Origin of the sequence: Methanomicrobium sp. W14 (assembly GCF_017875315.1) — an archaeon.
Classification (GTDB): domain Archaea; phylum Halobacteriota; class Methanomicrobia; order Methanomicrobiales; family Methanomicrobiaceae; genus Methanomicrobium.
Genome location: NZ_JAGGMM010000001.1, coordinates 810,101 through 826,453, shown reverse-complemented (window position 1 = coordinate 826,453; position 16,353 = coordinate 810,101). Strand labels below are relative to the sequence as shown.

Below are 16,353 nucleotides of genomic sequence, written 5' to 3'. Positions count from 1 at the left end.
GGTTATCGTTATATTACCGTGTCCTGTTTTTTATTTTCATAATATCTGGACAGAGTAGCATTTTTCTGGTGAAGATATTTAGCGTCGCCTTTCGCCCCGTAGGGGTGGAGAGAACGCTCGGTCGTGTAAAAAACAAGCTGCCCTACAGGCATGCCTGCATAAAGCCTGACAGGCCTCTGGTTGGCGTTTGCAATTTCAAGAGTAATCGTTCCGGAAAAGCCTGCGTCTATCCATCCTCCGGTCTGGTGAAGGGTTATACCAAGACGCGCTATGCTGCTTTTTCCTTCAATTGTCGCTACAATATTGTCAGGGAGAGTAATTTCTTCGAGAGTTTCTGCAAGCAGAAAACTTCCGGGTTTTATATCAATGAATTCCGCTTTCTTTTCGGAAACATTTGAGCATATCGAACCGCCGTCATAAGGGTCAATGATGTCATCGCTCTCTTTATACCATACAAAATGATTTCCAAGGCGAATATCAAGAGAGTTGGGCTGTATGAATTTCTGGTCGAACGGTTTAATTCCGATAAAGCCCCTTTTGATGTGGTCCTGAATTTGCCAGTCAACAAGGATCATGTTATTCCAACATTTATTGGCAGGATAATCGGTTAAAATTTCCTGAAGAAAAAAGGTGAACTGCTTTGAATTCTGCGAAAAAAATTTTTATGGATTTTTCAAAAAATACGTCTGTAAAATTTTTCCGGATTTCCTGTTTTTTTAGTTATCCGGACTACCTTCAGAAGACCCAAAATTTGATTCTGTTTCATTTTCAGGTTCGTAAACACCTTTGATGATGTTTTCGGTTCTTCTTAATAGGCCGTGGAGAGTAGACGCTTCGCGGGTTGTAAGAGCAGCTCTTCCGAAAATTCTTCTGAGCATTATCATTGTGTTTTCCCTTTTGTACTCGCGGTGATCGATTGTATCCAGAAACTCACTGAAATGACTGTACAGGTAGTCCATTTCGACCCTTGACGCAACACTGTACGTTCCTGGCGGAATGTTTGCGAGCTCGTACACAACTACACCTACTGCATGTGAGATGTTTAGTATCGGGTATTCGTGTGATGTAGGAATAGTGCATATAATATCGCATTTTGAGATTTCTTCGTTTGAGAGGCCCCAGTTTTCCCTCCCGAAGATTATCGAAACTCTTCCTTTGATGTCCTTTATCCTTTCCCTCAGTTCTGCGGGGGAATAATACGGCATGCGCATCGATGTTGAAACACTTTTGGACGTTTCCCCTGTTGTTGCGACAAGAAGGCTGCTGTTTTTGATAACATCATCAAGCGACTCCACAATTTTGGAGTTTTCCAGAACATCCCTTGCGTGTGATGAACGGGCTATTGCTTCATCGCCGATTTCAGGCGGGTTTATAAGTGTTAAATCAGAAAACCCAAAATTTTTCATAACCCTTGCAGTAAAACCTATGTTTCCTTCGTAAAGGGGTTCGCAGAGGACAATTTCTATTTCCGGCATTTAATGAACAGCTTCTATTGTCTCTTTAAGTGTTTTGACGCCTTTTTCATAGACGGCGTTTCCGACTACTATCGTATCTGCATATTTTGCCATTTCCGAGGCCTTTTCTCTGGAATTTATTCCCCCGCCGTAATAAAGAAGGGATTCATTTATTGTTTCTGAGACAGCTTTGACAATCTCCGGATTTCCGTATGTCCCTGAATATTCTATATAAACAACCGGGAATTTAAAGTATTTTTCAGCAACCAGAGCATATGCGCAGACGTCTTCTGCGGGAAGTGTACATATGGCTTTTGTTACTTTCCCGACAGAGGAATTGGGATTAAGTACAATGTATGCTTCAGGAACAACCATGTCCCATTTTATCTGTTTGTCCTTTTTCACCCAGTACTCGTGCTTTCCGACAATCCATGTAGTATTCGGAGAGTTGAGGACACTGGGAACGAACAGGCCCATAACCCCATTGAATATAGCTCCGCTGGGATCGGCCGGCTCTATGACCATAGGAACATCGTATGCTTTTACCTGTTCGCGCAGGCATGTAATGTTTTCACGAGTCACGTTGAGTGTTCCGGACAGCATCAGTGCATCAGTTCCGCTTGTAACTATGTCTTCAACGCAGTTTTCGGGAATGTGTTTGTCGGGGTCAAGTTTTGTTATGTGTTTCCAGTCTTTCCAGTTGTCTTTCATTGTCTCTCACTTTTATCAGTTAACACTCCGCCTGGAGTTTTTTTATTTTTTCTTCTGAAATTCCGGTTTTCTGGTAGATATAGGATGAATCCGTATTTCTCAGCTTTTCAGTGTCTGTAATCCCTGCAAAAAATAGTTTTTCAATCATTGATTCGCCTATTCCGTTAACAGACAAAAGCTCCTGTCTGCCTGATTCAAAAGCCTTTTTGCTTATTTTTTTGGGTTTTTTTGCTCCTAAGGCATCACAGATCATTCCGACATGCTTATAGACAGTGTCGATGTTGATTCCTGTTTTAAGGCTTAAGTACGCAGGGCTGATACTGCAAAAGTCCTCTGGGGAGATGAACCCTGCATCTATGTATTTTTTCAGGCTCACAGACGGGATTCCGTAACCTTTCAGGAGGTTTGTGTTGTGTATTACTTTAGCCTCCAGGATAAGAGTCTCAGCTTCTTGTTCGCTTAGATGCATATTATGGAGTGTTTTCTTGTCACTCTCTGAAAGGTCCGAGATGTTGTTTATTCCTGAACTTATTATGGCATTGAGGACTTTTGCATGGCTTCTCCCCCTTTTCGGGGGAATTATTTTTCGGACAAACTTTTTCAGTTCCGCTCTTTTTCTCAAAAGGTCAAGGACCTCATCGGCGTCACTTTTCAGTTTTTCAGCCAGTTCTTTTTTTATTTCAAGCTTTTCTTCCAGGATCGCCGGTTTTGTATTTGCAATTTCGTATACCGAATAGACATGAACCTTGTGAAGCTTTTTTACAAGTTCGTCTGTCATACAAGGCATAAGTTTCAGCGCTTCAAGGTTTGAATCGATATGACTGCACAGGGGGCACCCGATATCCCACGGCCTGGCTCCTTTCCTGATGAGCTTTATATGATTAAGCCCGTGAACCTCGCAGATCTTGTCATCCCTTATTGCTTTTCCCCACTGCGCAGACGGAAGTCCTATGTTGAACGAACAGTCAGGGTAGCCTGTGCAGCCTATAAACTGCGCCATTCCCTTTGAAGTTCTCAGCATAAGGTTTTTCCCGCAGACCGGACACTTGCCGATTATCCTTTCCTCGGCTGTCCTGTCCATAATGTCGTTGCCAATATTCTCCTCGTTTACTTCAAGTTCGTCGAATATTTCGTGGAGCATATGTTTTGACTCTTCGACAACGTTGGTCTTGCTGCGCATACCTTTTTTGATGTCCTCCATATGGGATTCAAGGGTCTGCGTCATGTCAGGCTTCGTGATAAGTTCGGCGTATTCCTCGAGAGTCTCGGTAACGGCTTTTCCGACAAGGGTGGGCTTTAATGGTGATTCTTCAACGTATCTTCTTGAAATGAGTTTTCCGATTACGTCATGACGAGTGGATTTCGTTCCCAAGCCGAGCTGCTCCATCTGCATAATGAGCTTACTCTGCGAGTAGCGTGGCGGGGGCTGCGTCTCCTTTTCATCGAGAGTTACTTTCTTGATTGGAAGAATTTCACCCTCTTTTATGTCAGGAAGGATCTGATCTTTTGCCTGGCTGTAAGTGTATACGTGCCTGTAGCCTTCAGTTTCAAGCTTCTGTCCAGTAGATGTATACTCTTCGCTTCCGGCGTCGAACAGAATTTTGAGAGTTTTCCACATTGCATCCGGCGACAGCGTTGCAAGGAAGCGGCGGACAACAAGTTCATAGACTTTCCATGACTGTTCGTTCATCTGGGACGGATTTGCAGCTCCGGCCGGGTGAATGGGGGGGTGATCTGTACTTGATTTTTTTCCGCGGGTCGGCTCTTTTCTTTTGTTCTTCTCGACCCATTCGGCTTCGCTCTTAAAAGGCGTCTTTTTAATCTCCGAGATTATTGCGTCAAGGTCCAGTGACGGTGGATAAATAGTGTTGTCAGTTCTGGGGTAGGATATGAAACCGTTCATGTACAGCTCTTCTGCAATTCTCATTGCATTTGATGCACTAAGCCCCAGACGGCCGGCGGCGACAATAAATGCAGTTGTGTCAAAAGGTGTCGGTGCCGAGTCATTCTTTTTCCCTTCCTTTACCTCCTTGACGGTCAGGGGTTCTCTGGTGTTTTCTTTTGCGCATTCAGCCTCTTTCAAATCCCAGAATTTACCTGATGTATGTCTTGCCTCAAAGCTTTCACTGTCTTTTTCCGTAGTCAGGCCTAAAAGCCAGTAGGGTTCCGGGACAAAGGCTTCTATTTCCTTTTCCCTGTCAACTATCATCCCGAGAGTCGGGCTCTGGACCCTGCCGACACTTAATATGTTGTTTCCGCCTCTTTTTGCGGCAATACTAATGAAACGGGTAAGTGACGCACCCCAGACAAGGTCTATCTCCTGTCTCGCCTCTCCTGCAGATGCAAGGTCGAAATCTATTTCAGTGGGGTTTTCAAATGCGTTTAATATTTCCTGTTTCGTTATTGCGCTGAAAATGGCCCTGTTTATTTTGACATTTTTGTTGACAGACCTGACTATTTCGTATGCCTCTTTTCCGATAAGTTCTCCTTCACGGTCATAATCAGTTGCAATGGTTACAAGTGTGGCTTTTTTGGCATATTTTTTTATCAGGGACACAATCTTTTTTTCTGTCGGTTTTTTAACCATTCCCGCGTCTATTAAAGTTCTGGGAGTGTGCACCTCGCTTCGCCAGTTTGAGTAACCTTCCTCAAAGTCAATCTCGACGACATGACCACGAAGACCGATTGATATGGAGTCATTAAAAAAATATGAGCTTATTCCTCCGGTTTTATCCGCGGTAACCTTATTGCCGCCGGCTAAAAAACCAGCTATTCTCTGTGCAGCTATATTCTTTTCAGCTATTATAAGGTGCATTAAATGAGTTCACTCCATTTTTGAAAGGTATGCTGAAATCATTTTGTTCAGGTTCTTTGGGTCCGCACGCCCCTTTGTCTCCTTCATGACCTGCCCCACAAGGAAGTTGAGGGCATTGCCCTTTCCGTTTTTGTAGTCAGCCACTGCCTGGGGGTTTACCTCAACAACGACCTTGATTATTTCGGAAAATTCATCGTCTGATCCTTTTGAAAGACCGAGCCTTGAGACGATGTCAGAAGGCATTTCACATTCTTCTCCGTTTTTGATCCTGTCAAGCATAATCCTTAACGCATCGACGGCAACCCTGTCAGTTATCTCTTTGTCTTTTAGAAGTATGATAAGGTCCTTAAAATTGTCCTTCGGAACCGAGTCAATTTTCATATTGCGGTAGTAAAGCTCGCCGAGAAGAGTATCCGCAATCCACGTTGCGCAAAGTGCCGGTTCGCACTTTGCAATATCCTCGTAGAATTCTGCAACTTTGATGTCGCCTGTAAGTGTCTTCGCGTGGTTTGTCGAGATGTTGTACTGTTCTATGAACCTTTCGCGTCTTGCGTCAGGAAGTTCAGGCAGGTCAATCTTTTCCACCCACGGCTTTACCCTCAATGGCGGGAGGTCGGGTTCAGGGAAGTAGCGGTAGTCGTTTTCGTCCTCCTTGCTCCTTGAGCCTGTGGTGATACCTCTTCCTTCCTGGAAATGTCTTGTCTCCTGCACTATTTCCTGGCCTCTCCTGATGAGGCTTCTTTGTCTTGTAGTCTCAAAGGTAAGGGCCCTTTCGACACCTTTGTATGAGGATATGTTTTTGCACTCAACACGGTTGTGGCCTTCAAGGGAGATGTTTGCATCGACACGTATGGACCCTTCCTTTTCGCCGTCGAAGACGTTGAGGTATTCAAGCGTTGCACGCAGTTTATTTAAAAAGCGCCTTGCTTCTTTTGGTGAGGATATGTCAGGCTCGGTTACAATTTCAATCAGGGGGATGCAGGACCTGTTGTAGTCGACAAGAGAATACCCCGCCCTGTCACGGGATATTTTGTGCACAAGTCTTCCCGGGTCCTCCTCAAGGTGTATTCTCCGTATCCTGACGACTTTTTCATGGCCTGCGTCGTCGTCGACGGTCATTTTTCCTTCTACTGCTATAGGCTTGTCATACTGGCTTATCTGGTAGCCTTTGGGAAGGTCTGGGTAGAAATAATTTTTTCTGGAGAATTCCGAATATTCAGGTATTTCAAGATTTAGCGCCTTTGCAACTTTCAGGGCATAGATGACAGCCTGTTTATTAAGTTTCGGCATTGCTCCCGGAAGTCCCAGACAAATCGGGCAGACATGCGTATTTGGCTCATCGTCACGGTAGTCTGTTGAACAGCTGCAGAAAAGCTTCGTCTTTGTATTCAGCTGGCAGTGAATTTCAAGACCTATACGCACCTTAAGGTCTTTTACATCCTTTGTTTCAGCCATTTTTTACATTCCCTCCTGTTCGAATGCAAAGGCAGCATCAATGACGGTCTCTTCGTCAAAGTGCCTTCCTATAATCTGAAGACCTACAGGCATCTTTTCAACTTTTCCGCAGGGGACCGATATCGCGGGGACACCTGCGAGGTTTGCCGGGACTGTGAGGATATCGCTGAGGTACATTTCAAGCGGATTGCTTTTTTCGCCGATTTTATATGCTATGTTTGGCATAGTCGGCCCTGCAATCAGGTCGACTTCTTTTAGGACACGCAAAAAGTCCTTTTTGATGTTTTCCTTTGCGATTTTCGCCTTTGCGTAGTATTTACCGTAATAACCGGCTGAAAGCGCGAAAGTTCCGAGAAGGATTCTTCGTATGACCTCTTCACCGAAGTATTTTCCCCTGTAGTCCCTGAATTCGTCATGCCAGCTTCTTTTTGCATCAAGTGCCGGGCCGTACCTGACACCGTCAAACCTTGAAAGGTTTGAAGAGGCCTCGCTTGTGCAGATGACATAGTATGCCGCAAGGGCGTAGCTCATGGAAGGAATCGAGCATTCAACAATTTCTGCGCCAAGTCCTTCCATTCTGGAGATTGCATTTTTAACGCATTCTGAGATTTTTTCATCAACGCCTTCCCCGAAGTACTCCTTAGGAATGCCTATCTTTTTTCCTTTGATCTCTGGAGACGGTACATGTTCATAGGGCCTGCTGTATGCTGTGGCGTCATGTCCGTCAGGTTTTGATATGACCTCAAAAAGTTTTGAGACGTCTGTAACGTTTGCAGCCATAGGTCCTATTTGTTCAAGAGAATTAGAATAGGCAATAAGTCCGTATCTTGAGATACGCCCGTATGTAGGTTTAAGGCCCACTATGCCGCAGAAAGATGCGGGACACCTGATTGAGCCGCCCGTATCCGTTCCAAGCGCCATTGGAACCATCCCCGAAGCAATTGCGGCAGCGCTTCCGCCCGAGGAACCTCCCGTGACACGTGACTTATCACAGGGGTTTGTGGTTATTCCGTATGCCGAACTTTCGGTGGTGGTTCCCATTCCGAATTCGTCCATGTTGGTTTTGCCGACAACCGCCGCACCTTCGTTTTTCAGGAGTGTTACCACGTGTGCATCGAATGGGGGTACGTAGCCTCTGAGAATGTTTGAGCCGCATGTTGTCTCAATGCCCTTTGTTGATATATTGTCCTTTACGGCAACAGGGATGCCAGAGAGTTTTCCGTCTCCGTACTCAGATGATTTGATTATTGAAATAAATGCGTTGTTCTCGTCTTTTGCGTCAAAGGTGTATTCCGCCATTGTTACATCACCTTTGGTGCTTTTATGTAGCCTTCATCAGTTTCGCCTGCATTGGACAGGGCTTCCTCTTGGGATAGCGAAGGTTCTTCAATGTCTTCTCTCAGGATATTAATCAGATCTTCGTCTGTTATCTCAGCGGATTCAACCGTGTCCAGAATATCAAAATATTCCAGAATATTATTGAACTGATCAGTAAATCCTGCCAGTTTTTCTTTTTCTATAGATATATCGGCAAGTCTGGCTATGCCTTCCACTTCATCTTCAGAGACCATTCTTGTAAGAACCTCAAATTAAGTGATCTATGTACCGTTGCACCGAGTTTTTATAACCGTTGTCCCGTGCAAGTTTTTGTATTTCCTTCATGACACCGCTGCCGTACTGCATAGCTTTCTTGCCGTAAAAGGCGAGATCCTCACTCATATGCAGGGAAGCAACCTTTCTTAAGGGGTATTTCCTGATGCCGCCAACTACCATTTCTGATGGGGGTATGGCCCTTGCAGCGCGCACTACCCTAACATCTAGATACGGACATGATATATAGGTGTTGTTTTTGCAGGCAACCAATTGATCTCTTTTTCCCTGCATTGAAAGGCCTTCAAAGTCTTTTTTAAGGGTCTCTTCTATGTTGTCGGTTTCAAGGTACCTGGCGTATCCGCCGAAGAGTTCGTCTGCGCCCTGACCTGCCAGAACTTTCTTATATCCGTTCTCAGATGTCCATTTTGTTACGAAAAACATTGTTGTGGCAATTGACACTTCAACCGGGGTTTTCACCGGAATTACTGAGATTACCGTCTTAAGTGCGTCTTCGATGTCACTTTTCCGTATTTCAACGAAGTCTGCGACATTTAACCCGAGACTTTTCAAAGCCACTCTTGCATGCCTGAGGTCATGTGAATCTTTCAGACCAACGGTCACGCAGGGTCTTTGCGCAAGCTTTGCGATGAGAGCAGAATCGACGCCTCCTGAAAAAGCTGTTACAGAATCTTCGCGTCTCAGGTCTACCGCTTTGATTATTGCCTCTTCAAGAGAGAGGTCTTCGGTACGAGGGAGAATGTTATTTTTTTCAGCTCCCCCGCAGACAATTTTTCCAGGAGGGCAGTCTCCCTGTATTATTCCGAATAAGTCCCTTGCTTTGCAGTCGTCCCATTCGATAAGGAATTCTCCGCCGAACCCGGCAATATTTTCCGGTTTGTCTTTTATAACAGACTTAATCTCATTTTCATGCAGGACCCTGCCGTTTAATTCCGCCCACCCTTTGATCTTCATAACTGTCACATCCCGAAGTCGAACAGTGTTGTCCTCGACGGGTCTACATCGTTCCATTTCATTCCGATAGCCTCAATGATCCGTGATATGGGTTGTTTAATGCTTTTTTCCATCATGGTCTCCCAGTCTATCACGAATTCCTCCGGCACCTGGTCCGCGTATTCAAAGTCCAGGACATCGGTCTGGGGGTATTTTGCCGTAACACATTTTATATAGACTCTCTTGGGTTTGCTTCCCCTTTTAAAGTCGGTACCAAGGTTTTTGTTTGAGTAAATGGCTCCTCTTACGTGTGCGTCCTGGTTTTCATACGATTCAAGGTTCTTTCCTATACCTCCAGGAATACCGATATCGTCAAGAGAATACCTGCCTTTCCTGTAGTTTCGGATTACATCTCCAAGATATTTTTTAAGCTCGGCACTGTCGGCGCCTTTTAAGATGAGATCCATTACATTGTGCTGGACCTCCTTTGTAATGTGCGGTGAGTCGCTTCTTTTCATTTCAAAGCCGATGATATCAATTTTGTCAACGTCTTTACCCTCTTTCCAGATCAGGTATCCTGCATATCTTTTTTTCTTTCCGGCTTGGAAAAAACGCCTGTAAATTTTCTCGAATTTTATCGAAAAGTAGTGATGATCAGCACCGAGTTTAGTCTTTGCAAAATTTGAATAACTTTCATTTAATACTTCTTCTATGGCAAGGGCGGTTTTTATTGTCTCTTCCTTGTTCATTTCTGGAAGCCTTATCATACAGGAGTCAGTATCCCCATATATTACTGTATAACCGAGTTTTTCGATGACAGATCTCGTGTGCTCTATAATCGCCCTTCCGACGGAAGTTACGGCCGAGCCTATTTCCCTGTCGTAGAGCCTGAACCTTGCATATCCACTGACACCGTAGTAGGTGTTCATTATGACCTTGAGTACGTTCTGCTGGAGGTCAAGGAGAATGTATTCGTCAGAGCCGTATTCGTAGTTGTTCCTCAGCTTTTTTCTTTCGTCTCTTTCCTTCATGAGGTCGCTGATGATGCTTCTCGTAAGTCCGTCGGGCTTTTTTCTGAAGCGTATCCCGTTAGGTGCATGAAGCTCGCCGTTTATGTCCTTTGTCTCGGGTGAAGCGTTGATTGTCATCATACACATGGGATACAGCGATTTAAGGTCAAGGACAACGACGTTTTCTCTTACGCCAAGGGACGGTTCGAATACTGTTGCACCCTCAAATTCCTCGGCGTCGGAATATCCTTTTGACGGGAGTATGTATTTTCCGAACGCCTTTCTCAGGACAAATATGTCGATGACGTTTGACGAGTTCAGCGTCCTGTCCAAAGGACAGCCAACATAGCGTGCTATTTCCCTGTAAAACTCTACTATATTGTTTTTTTTGTTTATACCTACACAGAGCTCGACATCCTTTACGTTGTACTCGATAAGCTTCTCAGGGTCTTTTTCCCACAGGTCAGAGACCGTCCCCGTGTAACGGATTTTTCCTTCCCCTATTTCCTCTTCTGCTACTGCATCAAGCCTGTATGACTCCTTTCTTGCTCCCTGCATTTTTTTGTAGGCCGTAAGAAGGTCAAAAAGGGCTCTTCCTCTTGTTGGGTTTCTTGCACCCATACCCGGAATTCTTGAAAGACTGTCCTCGCGTAGTCCCAGAACCTCCATTCTTTTCAGGATATAGGGGATATCGAAATCCACAAGGTTCCACCCGGAGATAATGTCAGGGTCTTTTTCTGCAATGTACTCCGAAAGTCCGGCCAGAAGCTCTTTTTCAGTTCTGAATACTTTAAGGATATGGCTGCCGGATATGTTGTTCAGGTCTTTTTTAGTGTCATGGTCATGCGGCCAGAAAAAAGTGGTATAGACATCGTCAAACGAGTCCCAGCATGAGATGCAGTTTATCATCTCTCTGTTTGGGTCCGGAAATCCGTTTTTGTCCTCGCATTCAATATCAAGAAAGCATATTCTTGCAGGAACGTTAACTTTGGCAGGAGAGATTTCATGATAGTCCGTTGTTTCTGAAGTTGTCTCTGGAATTGCATTTACACCACCCGTAAGGCCTGTGTCTATCATGAATCTTGTGGCAAAAGGTATGTCTGCTTCATAATGCTTATAGGACTCACGCATTTCCCTGACGTCACCCGGTTTCGGGGTGATTATCTTTGCCAGTTTCTCGCCGCGTATCGAGAGAAATTTGTCTGAAAATTCGGTTTTTGCCCCTTTCGGGAGGTTAATACTCTTGACCTCGTCTTCGGGTGCGTAGAAATACGGTTCGAATCCCGTGACTATTATCTGGTGCGCTTTACCGGATTCTTCACGCCCGAATATGTGAATAATAGTCCCGCCGGGACTGTTTGAGTATTCGACCTGGTTTATTGCAAGTTTTATTGGTGTCATATCATCTGTCATGTGTCCTCCTGCAAAGGTTAATGAGGTGGTTCGCTGCTTTGGAGAATTTTTCTTTCTCCCATGAGTCCATATCTTTTTCATATATTTTTATTATGCCTTCTTTTCCGATTTTTGCCGGAACACCTATTGACAGGCCTGAATATCCGTATTCACCCTTCAGGCAGCACGAACACGGGAAGATCTCGTTTTTACCATTTTTTACAGCCTGAATAAGTCTGGTTATATTGTACGCCGGACCAAATACAGTCCCTCCTTTTCCCTTTATGACAGGCATGCTTGCACCTCTCATCTCGGATAATATCTCCTCTCTTGTGCCGTTGTCCACTTTTTCTTTAAGTCCTGAGAACAGCGGAACCTGGTGTTCACCGTGTTCACCCAAAACCACCGAACCGTCAGGATTTATTCCCCGTGATTTCAAAAAGTTCCTGAAGCGTGCAAGGTCAAGCTGACCGCCGAACCCTATGCATCTTTCTCTTTCGATTCCGGAATTTCTGCATATATATTCGTTTACAGCATCGACAGGGTTTGTTATGCAGATTAAGATGCCGTCAAAGCCTTCTATCTTTGAGCAGAACTCTTTTGCGACAGGTATATTTTCGCCAAGCAGGTCTGCCCGTGTTTTAATTTGAGGATTCCTGGGTTTTCCTGCTGAAAAAACAATAATATCAGAATTTTTAATGTCTGCAGGGTCAGTTGATATATCAATATCGATTCCAGTATGGATTATGTCGAGTTTCTGTGCGTTAAGAAACGGAGCGTTGCAGTCAGCCAGTGTCAGACTATCTGCTATTCCCATAATTGTGGAAAGATATGCTACTTCTCCGCCGATCTTTCCGGCTCCCATAACCGAGAGATGTGTCATAGTTGATCAAGTTTTGGTTACGCTGATAATAAAATGACTCTTAACCGGACTGTGGTTGTTTTATTTTCTCATTTGTCCCGCGTTTATTCATTAAGTTTTTTAGGGTGCATATCATTTTTTCATGTATATCGCGGAAATGTTTTTTTCTTATTCTTCTTTTTTTAATGGCTGAACGTTTAATGGTCATTTTATTGTTGCTTCTGGCAGGTTTTCATGCCACTGTATGATCATTTTTGTTCTCTCTTGCATGTGGCTTATCCTGTTCGGCGAGTGTTAATAATAAATAACTCCAAAAGTACTTTCAATTCAAATGGTGACTTTGTTAAAAGAGGATAACATCACTGCCGGTGGCGTTAAAATAGATAATCACCTGATACTTGCCGCAGGCATACTCGGTACAACCGGTGCATCTCTTAACAGGATTCTGAATTCCGGGGCAGGGGCAGTTGTAACGAAATCGATAGGTCCTTTTCCGAAAGAGGGTCATAAGGGACCGTGTGTATGTGTCATGGGTAATTCCCTGATAAACGCGATGGGTCTTCCCAACCCTTCGTCAGACTTTAAGGATGAAATTTTCGGGTTGTCAGGAAAACCGGTCATTGCAAGCATATTTGGAGGAAATCCTGAAGAATTCTCTCTTGTTGCATCTTGGTTTAAGGATATTGTACGGGGATTTGAGCTTAATGTATCATGTCCTCACGCGGAGGGCTATGGTGCGCAGATAGGCTGCAACCCCGACATGGTTTTGGAATGCACAAAAGCGGTTGCAAAAACCGGACTTCCCGTATGGGTAAAACTTACTCCCAACGTTACTGATATTACTCAGTCTGGAATTGCAGCCCAGGAGGGTGGGGCCTGTGCTGTTGTTGCTATAAATACCGTAAAGGCCATGAGAATTTCGACTGAGATGAAAAGGCCGGTTCTCGGGAACAAAACAGGGGGACTTTCCGGTCACTCAATATTTCCCATAGCTGTCAGGTGCGTCTGGGATTTGTACGAGGCGCTTGATATCCCTGTTATAGGATGTGGGGGAGTATCATGTGCAGACAATGTCATAGAGATGATGATGGCCGGAGCACAGGCTGTTGAAATCGGAAGCAGTGTCATTGACAGGGTTGACATATTTGAAAATATTAAGAACTCACTTTATTCCGATGACGGGGAAATGCCCGTGGACATTATAGGGTGTGCGCATGAGTGATATTCAGTCATATGCGATGGAGATTACGGAGATAATCGATGAAACTCCGTTGATAAAGACATTTGTATTCGACAAAAAATTTGAGTTCCGGGCAGGGCAGTTCTGTATGGTCTGGATTCCTGGTGTTGATGAAGTTCCTATGGGCCTTTCTTCCGGTAATTCGATTACCGTCCAGAAGGCAGGTCCTGCAACAACAGCTCTTTTTGGTTTTAAAGCGGGTGATAAGCTAGGAATCCGGGCTCCTCTGGGCAATGGTTTTTCACCGTCCGGTAAAGTGCTTGCAGTTGCAGGAGGAGTTGGTGCGGCACCGTTGCGTCCTCTTGCAATGAGTGGCCGGTGTGACACTTTCCTTCTTGGCTCAAGAAATTCTGATGAACTGTTATATGCCGGTGAGCTTTCTGAAGTATGCCGTTTTATGATAGCAACCGACGACGGTTCAAAAGGCCATCACGGTTTTGTTACTGAACTTATGCAGGATATAGACCTTGCTTTTTTTGACACCGTCTGCGTGTGCGGTCCTGAGATTATGATGAAAGGAGTTCTTGATATTCTTGAATCAAAGGGCATTGCAGGGAGAGGTCAGTTTTCGCTTGCAAGGTATATGAAATGCGGAGTAGGAATATGCGGTTCATGCTGTATCGATCCTGACGGGCTCCGTGTATGCCGTGACGGCCCCGTATTTTCTGGAGATGTCCTTTTAAAAAGCAGTGAATTTGGTAATTATTCAAGGGATGCATCCGGAAGAAAAGTCTATGCAAGGGGACATTAAGGCAAATTCCACCCTCTGGGATTTAAATATCTTATTTTATGAAAAATAAAAAAATCAACTATTTAATAATGATTTATTAGCTGTTATCTGTGATATTTTCCACCATTGTTTATGTTGTATGCCCGGTAAATCTGCTCTGTAAGAATAAACCTTGCTATCTGGTGGGTGAACGTGAGATGTGAAAGGCAGAGCCTGAAATCCGCTCTTATTATAAGTCTTTCAGACACACCAAGGCTTCCGCCTATGGCAAAGACAATTCTCCCCTGCCGTGACACTTCAAGTGTTTTTATTTTTTTTGCAAGCATTTCCGAGTCAGTAGTGTCTCCTTTAAGGTCAAGGAGTATAAGGTAATCGCCGTCTTTTATTAAAGAGAGTATTTTGTCCCCTTCTTTATCCAGTATCTTTTGTTTTGTCGGTAAAGACAGCTTATCAGGTATGCTCTCGTCGGAAATTTCTGTTATTTCAAGGTTTGTGTAGTTTTTAAGGCGCCTTAAATATTCATTTATTCCGTCCCTGAGATATTTTTCCTTTATTTTTCCGACGGCGATAATTATGATATTCCCTGCCATTTCAGAAGAATTCCCCCGTATTCAGTTTTTCTAGCTCCTCAAGGTGGTTTATATTCGTAAATGTCCTGAGGTCAGGATCGATGTCTCTTAGAATTTCCACATTAATATAGCATGACTTCATACTCTTGATCATTTCCCGAAGGGACAGAGATTTATGCGATTTCATGTAGTTTTCAAGGGCTTTTTTCTTGTAAACGGCATGCAATGGTTCAAACATCCTCTCATTCCAGCACGGTATTACGGCATCGTAGTTCTCAGCCATTTCAAAAAGCCTGTTGACTACGTCTTTGTTTACAAAAGGCATGTCGCACGCGACTGCAAAGACTGTCTCCCCGTGTGAAGCCTGAACTCCGGCATGGAGCCCTCCTACAGGACCCTTTCCTCTTCTTATATCATAGACCACCCTGACACCGGGGATGTTCATGAACTTTTTGCAGTGGTATTCATCCTTTGCTACGATTATTATCTCGTCAACTGAACCCTGAAGCGTTGAAATAAGTCTTTCCAAAAATGTTTTTCCCTTATAGCAAAAAAGATATTTTTCCCTGCCTCCCGCACGTCTCGCCTGTCCCCCGACAAGAATGATCCCCGACTTCAATAACGTATTCCCCTTGTTTATTTGGCAAGAATCAGGTTTTCCTTGAATTTTATAAGATTGACAATAGTCCTGTTTACAGGAGTACTTATGCCGTTCTTTAGGCCTAACTTTACTATCTGGCCGTTCATGAAATCAATCTCTGTTCTTTTACAGACAGAGAGATCCTGGTACATGGATGAATGATGTTCTGCCGTTGACGGAATCTGGTTCTTCTTCAAAAATTTAAGGTAATCTTCTGCGCAGTCCCATTCAAGGACAATACCTTCCGCTTTGCATACATCAAATGCCTCATTTACAATTTCGTTGATTATTTTCCATGCATTTTCATCAAGAAGGCGGCCATATGGCACCTTCATTATTGCACCCAGAGGATTTAAGGCAGCATTATAGAGGGTTTTTCCCCAGATGGCACCTGCTATGTTGCTATCCTCCATAACATCAATGCCTGCACTTTTAATGAGGTCTACAAGAACTTTTACCTCTTCGTTTGTTCCTGTCGGATACACACCGAGACGCATTGGTGCAGCCTGAACAGATACATGAATATATGCGTCATGACGCCATTCAAATCCTGTTATTATCATCCCGCCGATTACCCTGTCGGTGTATTCATAGATGATTTCTTCGTTTCCTATCCCGTTTTGAAGGCTCACTGTAGGAGTGTCTTTAATATATTTTTTAAACTGTTCGCATACACTTCCTGTCGAGTTTGATTTTGATGTGATTATTATATAGTCAAATTTTTCGCTTTCAGGCAAATTTTCAGAGCATTTAAAACTGTATTTTTCTTCACCCCACAGACCTGTCATTACAAATCCGCGTTGTTTTATGGCATCTGCGTTGCGTTTCCTGCTTACAGCATAGACATCACAGATCTTAGAAAGTTTTGCAGCTATACTAAGCCCCACAGCTCCTGCACCTAAAATTGCGACTTTCATTGTTAATCTTCCTT

The 16,353-nt window shown here is 44.0% G+C and carries 15 protein-coding genes; 2 read left to right on the top strand and 13 right to left on the bottom strand.

Going from position 1 to position 16,353, the window contains the following annotated elements:
• Window positions 1–8 precede the first annotated feature (8 nt).
• From dcd to J2128_RS04310, 10 genes are all read right to left on the bottom strand, one after another.
• Entirely contained in the window at window positions 9–575 is a 567-nt protein-coding gene (dcd, locus tag J2128_RS04355) for a dCTP deaminase (RefSeq protein WP_209689881.1), read from the bottom strand.
• Window positions 576–716: 141 nt separating this feature from the next.
• A complete protein-coding gene (locus tag J2128_RS04350; protein ID WP_209689880.1) occupies window positions 717–1,475 on the bottom strand; it encodes an RNA methyltransferase in 759 nt (252 codons plus the stop codon).
• Window positions 1,476–2,165, bottom strand: coding sequence for a phosphoglycerol geranylgeranyltransferase (locus J2128_RS04345; protein WP_209689879.1), 690 nt, complete (start codon window positions 2,163–2,165; stop codon window positions 1,476–1,478).
• Between the two features lie 19 nt (window positions 2,166–2,184).
• Window positions 2,185–4,980, bottom strand: a complete 2,796-nt coding sequence (locus tag J2128_RS04340) for a DNA topoisomerase I (protein WP_209689878.1) — start codon at window positions 4,978–4,980, stop codon at window positions 2,185–2,187.
• Window positions 4,981–4,989: 9 nt separating this feature from the next.
• Window positions 4,990–6,435: an Asp-tRNA(Asn)/Glu-tRNA(Gln) amidotransferase subunit GatB gene (gene gatB, locus J2128_RS04335; RefSeq protein WP_209689877.1), complete on the bottom strand. Its 1,446-nt coding sequence runs from the start codon at window positions 6,433–6,435 to the stop codon at window positions 4,990–4,992.
• A 3-nt stretch (window positions 6,436–6,438) separates the two neighbouring features.
• On the bottom strand, window positions 6,439–7,734 hold the full coding sequence (gene gatA, locus J2128_RS04330; RefSeq protein ID WP_209689876.1) for an Asp-tRNA(Asn)/Glu-tRNA(Gln) amidotransferase subunit GatA: 1,296 nt from the start codon (window positions 7,732–7,734) through the stop codon (window positions 6,439–6,441).
• Window positions 7,735–7,736: 2 nt separating this feature from the next.
• The gene (gatC, locus tag J2128_RS04325) at window positions 7,737–8,006 is read right to left on the bottom strand and encodes an Asp-tRNA(Asn)/Glu-tRNA(Gln) amidotransferase subunit GatC (RefSeq protein WP_209689875.1); all 270 of its coding nucleotides are present in this window, start codon (window positions 8,004–8,006) and stop codon (window positions 7,737–7,739) included.
• Window positions 8,007–8,019: 13 nt separating this feature from the next.
• Complete coding sequence (locus J2128_RS04320; RefSeq protein WP_209689874.1) at window positions 8,020–9,000, bottom strand: asparagine synthase C-terminal domain-containing protein; 981 nt, start codon at window positions 8,998–9,000, stop codon at window positions 8,020–8,022.
• A gap of 5 nt (window positions 9,001–9,005) precedes the next feature.
• Entirely contained in the window at window positions 9,006–11,402 is a 2,397-nt protein-coding gene (locus tag J2128_RS04315) for a DNA-directed DNA polymerase (protein WP_209689873.1), read from the bottom strand.
• The gene (locus J2128_RS04310) at window positions 11,392–12,264 is read right to left on the bottom strand and encodes a malate dehydrogenase (protein WP_209689872.1); all 873 of its coding nucleotides are present in this window, start codon (window positions 12,262–12,264) and stop codon (window positions 11,392–11,394) included. The genes J2128_RS04315 and J2128_RS04310 overlap by 11 nt, the downstream gene beginning before the upstream one ends.
• A gap of 310 nt (window positions 12,265–12,574) precedes the next feature.
• Between J2128_RS04310 and J2128_RS04305 the strand changes: the two genes are divergently transcribed.
• The gene (locus tag J2128_RS04305) at window positions 12,575–13,465 is read left to right on the top strand and encodes a dihydroorotate dehydrogenase (RefSeq protein ID WP_209689871.1); all 891 of its coding nucleotides are present in this window, start codon (window positions 12,575–12,577) and stop codon (window positions 13,463–13,465) included.
• The gene (locus J2128_RS04300; RefSeq protein WP_209689870.1) at window positions 13,458–14,234 is read left to right on the top strand and encodes a dihydroorotate dehydrogenase electron transfer subunit; all 777 of its coding nucleotides are present in this window, start codon (window positions 13,458–13,460) and stop codon (window positions 14,232–14,234) included. The genes J2128_RS04305 and J2128_RS04300 overlap by 8 nt, the downstream gene beginning before the upstream one ends.
• Window positions 14,235–14,317: 83 nt before the next feature.
• On the opposite strand, the gene rlmH is transcribed toward J2128_RS04300, so the two are convergent.
• From rlmH to J2128_RS04285, 3 genes are read right to left on the bottom strand one after another with little or no spacing between them, the layout of a single operon-like run.
• Window positions 14,318–14,803: a 23S rRNA (pseudouridine(1915)-N(3))-methyltransferase RlmH gene (rlmH, locus tag J2128_RS04295; RefSeq protein WP_209689869.1), complete on the bottom strand. Its 486-nt coding sequence runs from the start codon at window positions 14,801–14,803 to the stop codon at window positions 14,318–14,320.
• Between the two features lies 1 nt (window position 14,804).
• Window positions 14,805–15,401 carry a molybdenum cofactor guanylyltransferase gene (locus J2128_RS04290; protein ID WP_209689868.1) on the bottom strand — a complete coding sequence of 199 codons (597 nt, stop codon included), beginning with the start codon at window positions 15,399–15,401 and terminating at the stop codon, window positions 14,805–14,807.
• A 17-nt stretch (window positions 15,402–15,418) separates the two neighbouring features.
• Complete coding sequence (locus tag J2128_RS04285) at window positions 15,419–16,339, bottom strand: ketopantoate reductase family protein (protein ID WP_209689867.1); 921 nt, start codon at window positions 16,337–16,339, stop codon at window positions 15,419–15,421.
• Between the last annotated feature and the right edge of the window lie 14 nt (window positions 16,340–16,353).

Excerpts from the sequence above, each read along its gene's own strand:
- dcd (WP_209689881.1), bottom strand. The coding sequence starts at position 575 with ATGATCCTTGTTGACTGGCAAATTCAGGACCACATCAAAAGGGGCTTT.
- J2128_RS04350 (WP_209689880.1), bottom strand. The coding sequence starts at position 1,475 with ATGCCGGAAATAGAAATTGTCCTCTGCGAACCCCTTTACGAAGGAAAC.
- J2128_RS04345 (WP_209689879.1), bottom strand. The coding sequence starts at position 2,165 with ATGAAAGACAACTGGAAAGACTGGAAACACATAACAAAACTTGACCCC.
- J2128_RS04340 (WP_209689878.1), bottom strand. The coding sequence starts at position 4,980 with ATGCACCTTATAATAGCTGAAAAGAATATAGCTGCACAGAGAATAGCT.
- gatB (WP_209689877.1), bottom strand. The coding sequence starts at position 6,435 with ATGGCTGAAACAAAGGATGTAAAAGACCTTAAGGTGCGTATAGGTCTT.
- gatA (WP_209689876.1), bottom strand. The coding sequence starts at position 7,734 with ATGGCGGAATACACCTTTGACGCAAAAGACGAGAACAACGCATTTATT.
- gatC (WP_209689875.1), bottom strand. The coding sequence starts at position 8,006 with ATGGTCTCTGAAGATGAAGTGGAAGGCATAGCCAGACTTGCCGATATA.
- J2128_RS04320 (WP_209689874.1), bottom strand. The coding sequence starts at position 9,000 with ATGAAGATCAAAGGGTGGGCGGAATTAAACGGCAGGGTCCTGCATGAA.
- J2128_RS04315 (WP_209689873.1), bottom strand. The coding sequence starts at position 11,402 with ATGACAGATGATATGACACCAATAAAACTTGCAATAAACCAGGTCGAA.
- J2128_RS04310 (WP_209689872.1), bottom strand. The coding sequence starts at position 12,264 with ATGACACATCTCTCGGTTATGGGAGCCGGAAAGATCGGCGGAGAAGTA.
- J2128_RS04305 (WP_209689871.1), top strand. The coding sequence starts at position 12,575 with ATGGTGACTTTGTTAAAAGAGGATAACATCACTGCCGGTGGCGTTAAA.
- J2128_RS04300 (WP_209689870.1), top strand. The coding sequence starts at position 13,458 with ATGAGTGATATTCAGTCATATGCGATGGAGATTACGGAGATAATCGAT.
- rlmH (WP_209689869.1), bottom strand. The coding sequence starts at position 14,803 with ATGGCAGGGAATATCATAATTATCGCCGTCGGAAAAATAAAGGAAAAA.
- J2128_RS04285 (WP_209689867.1), bottom strand. The coding sequence starts at position 16,339 with ATGAAAGTCGCAATTTTAGGTGCAGGAGCTGTGGGGCTTAGTATAGCT.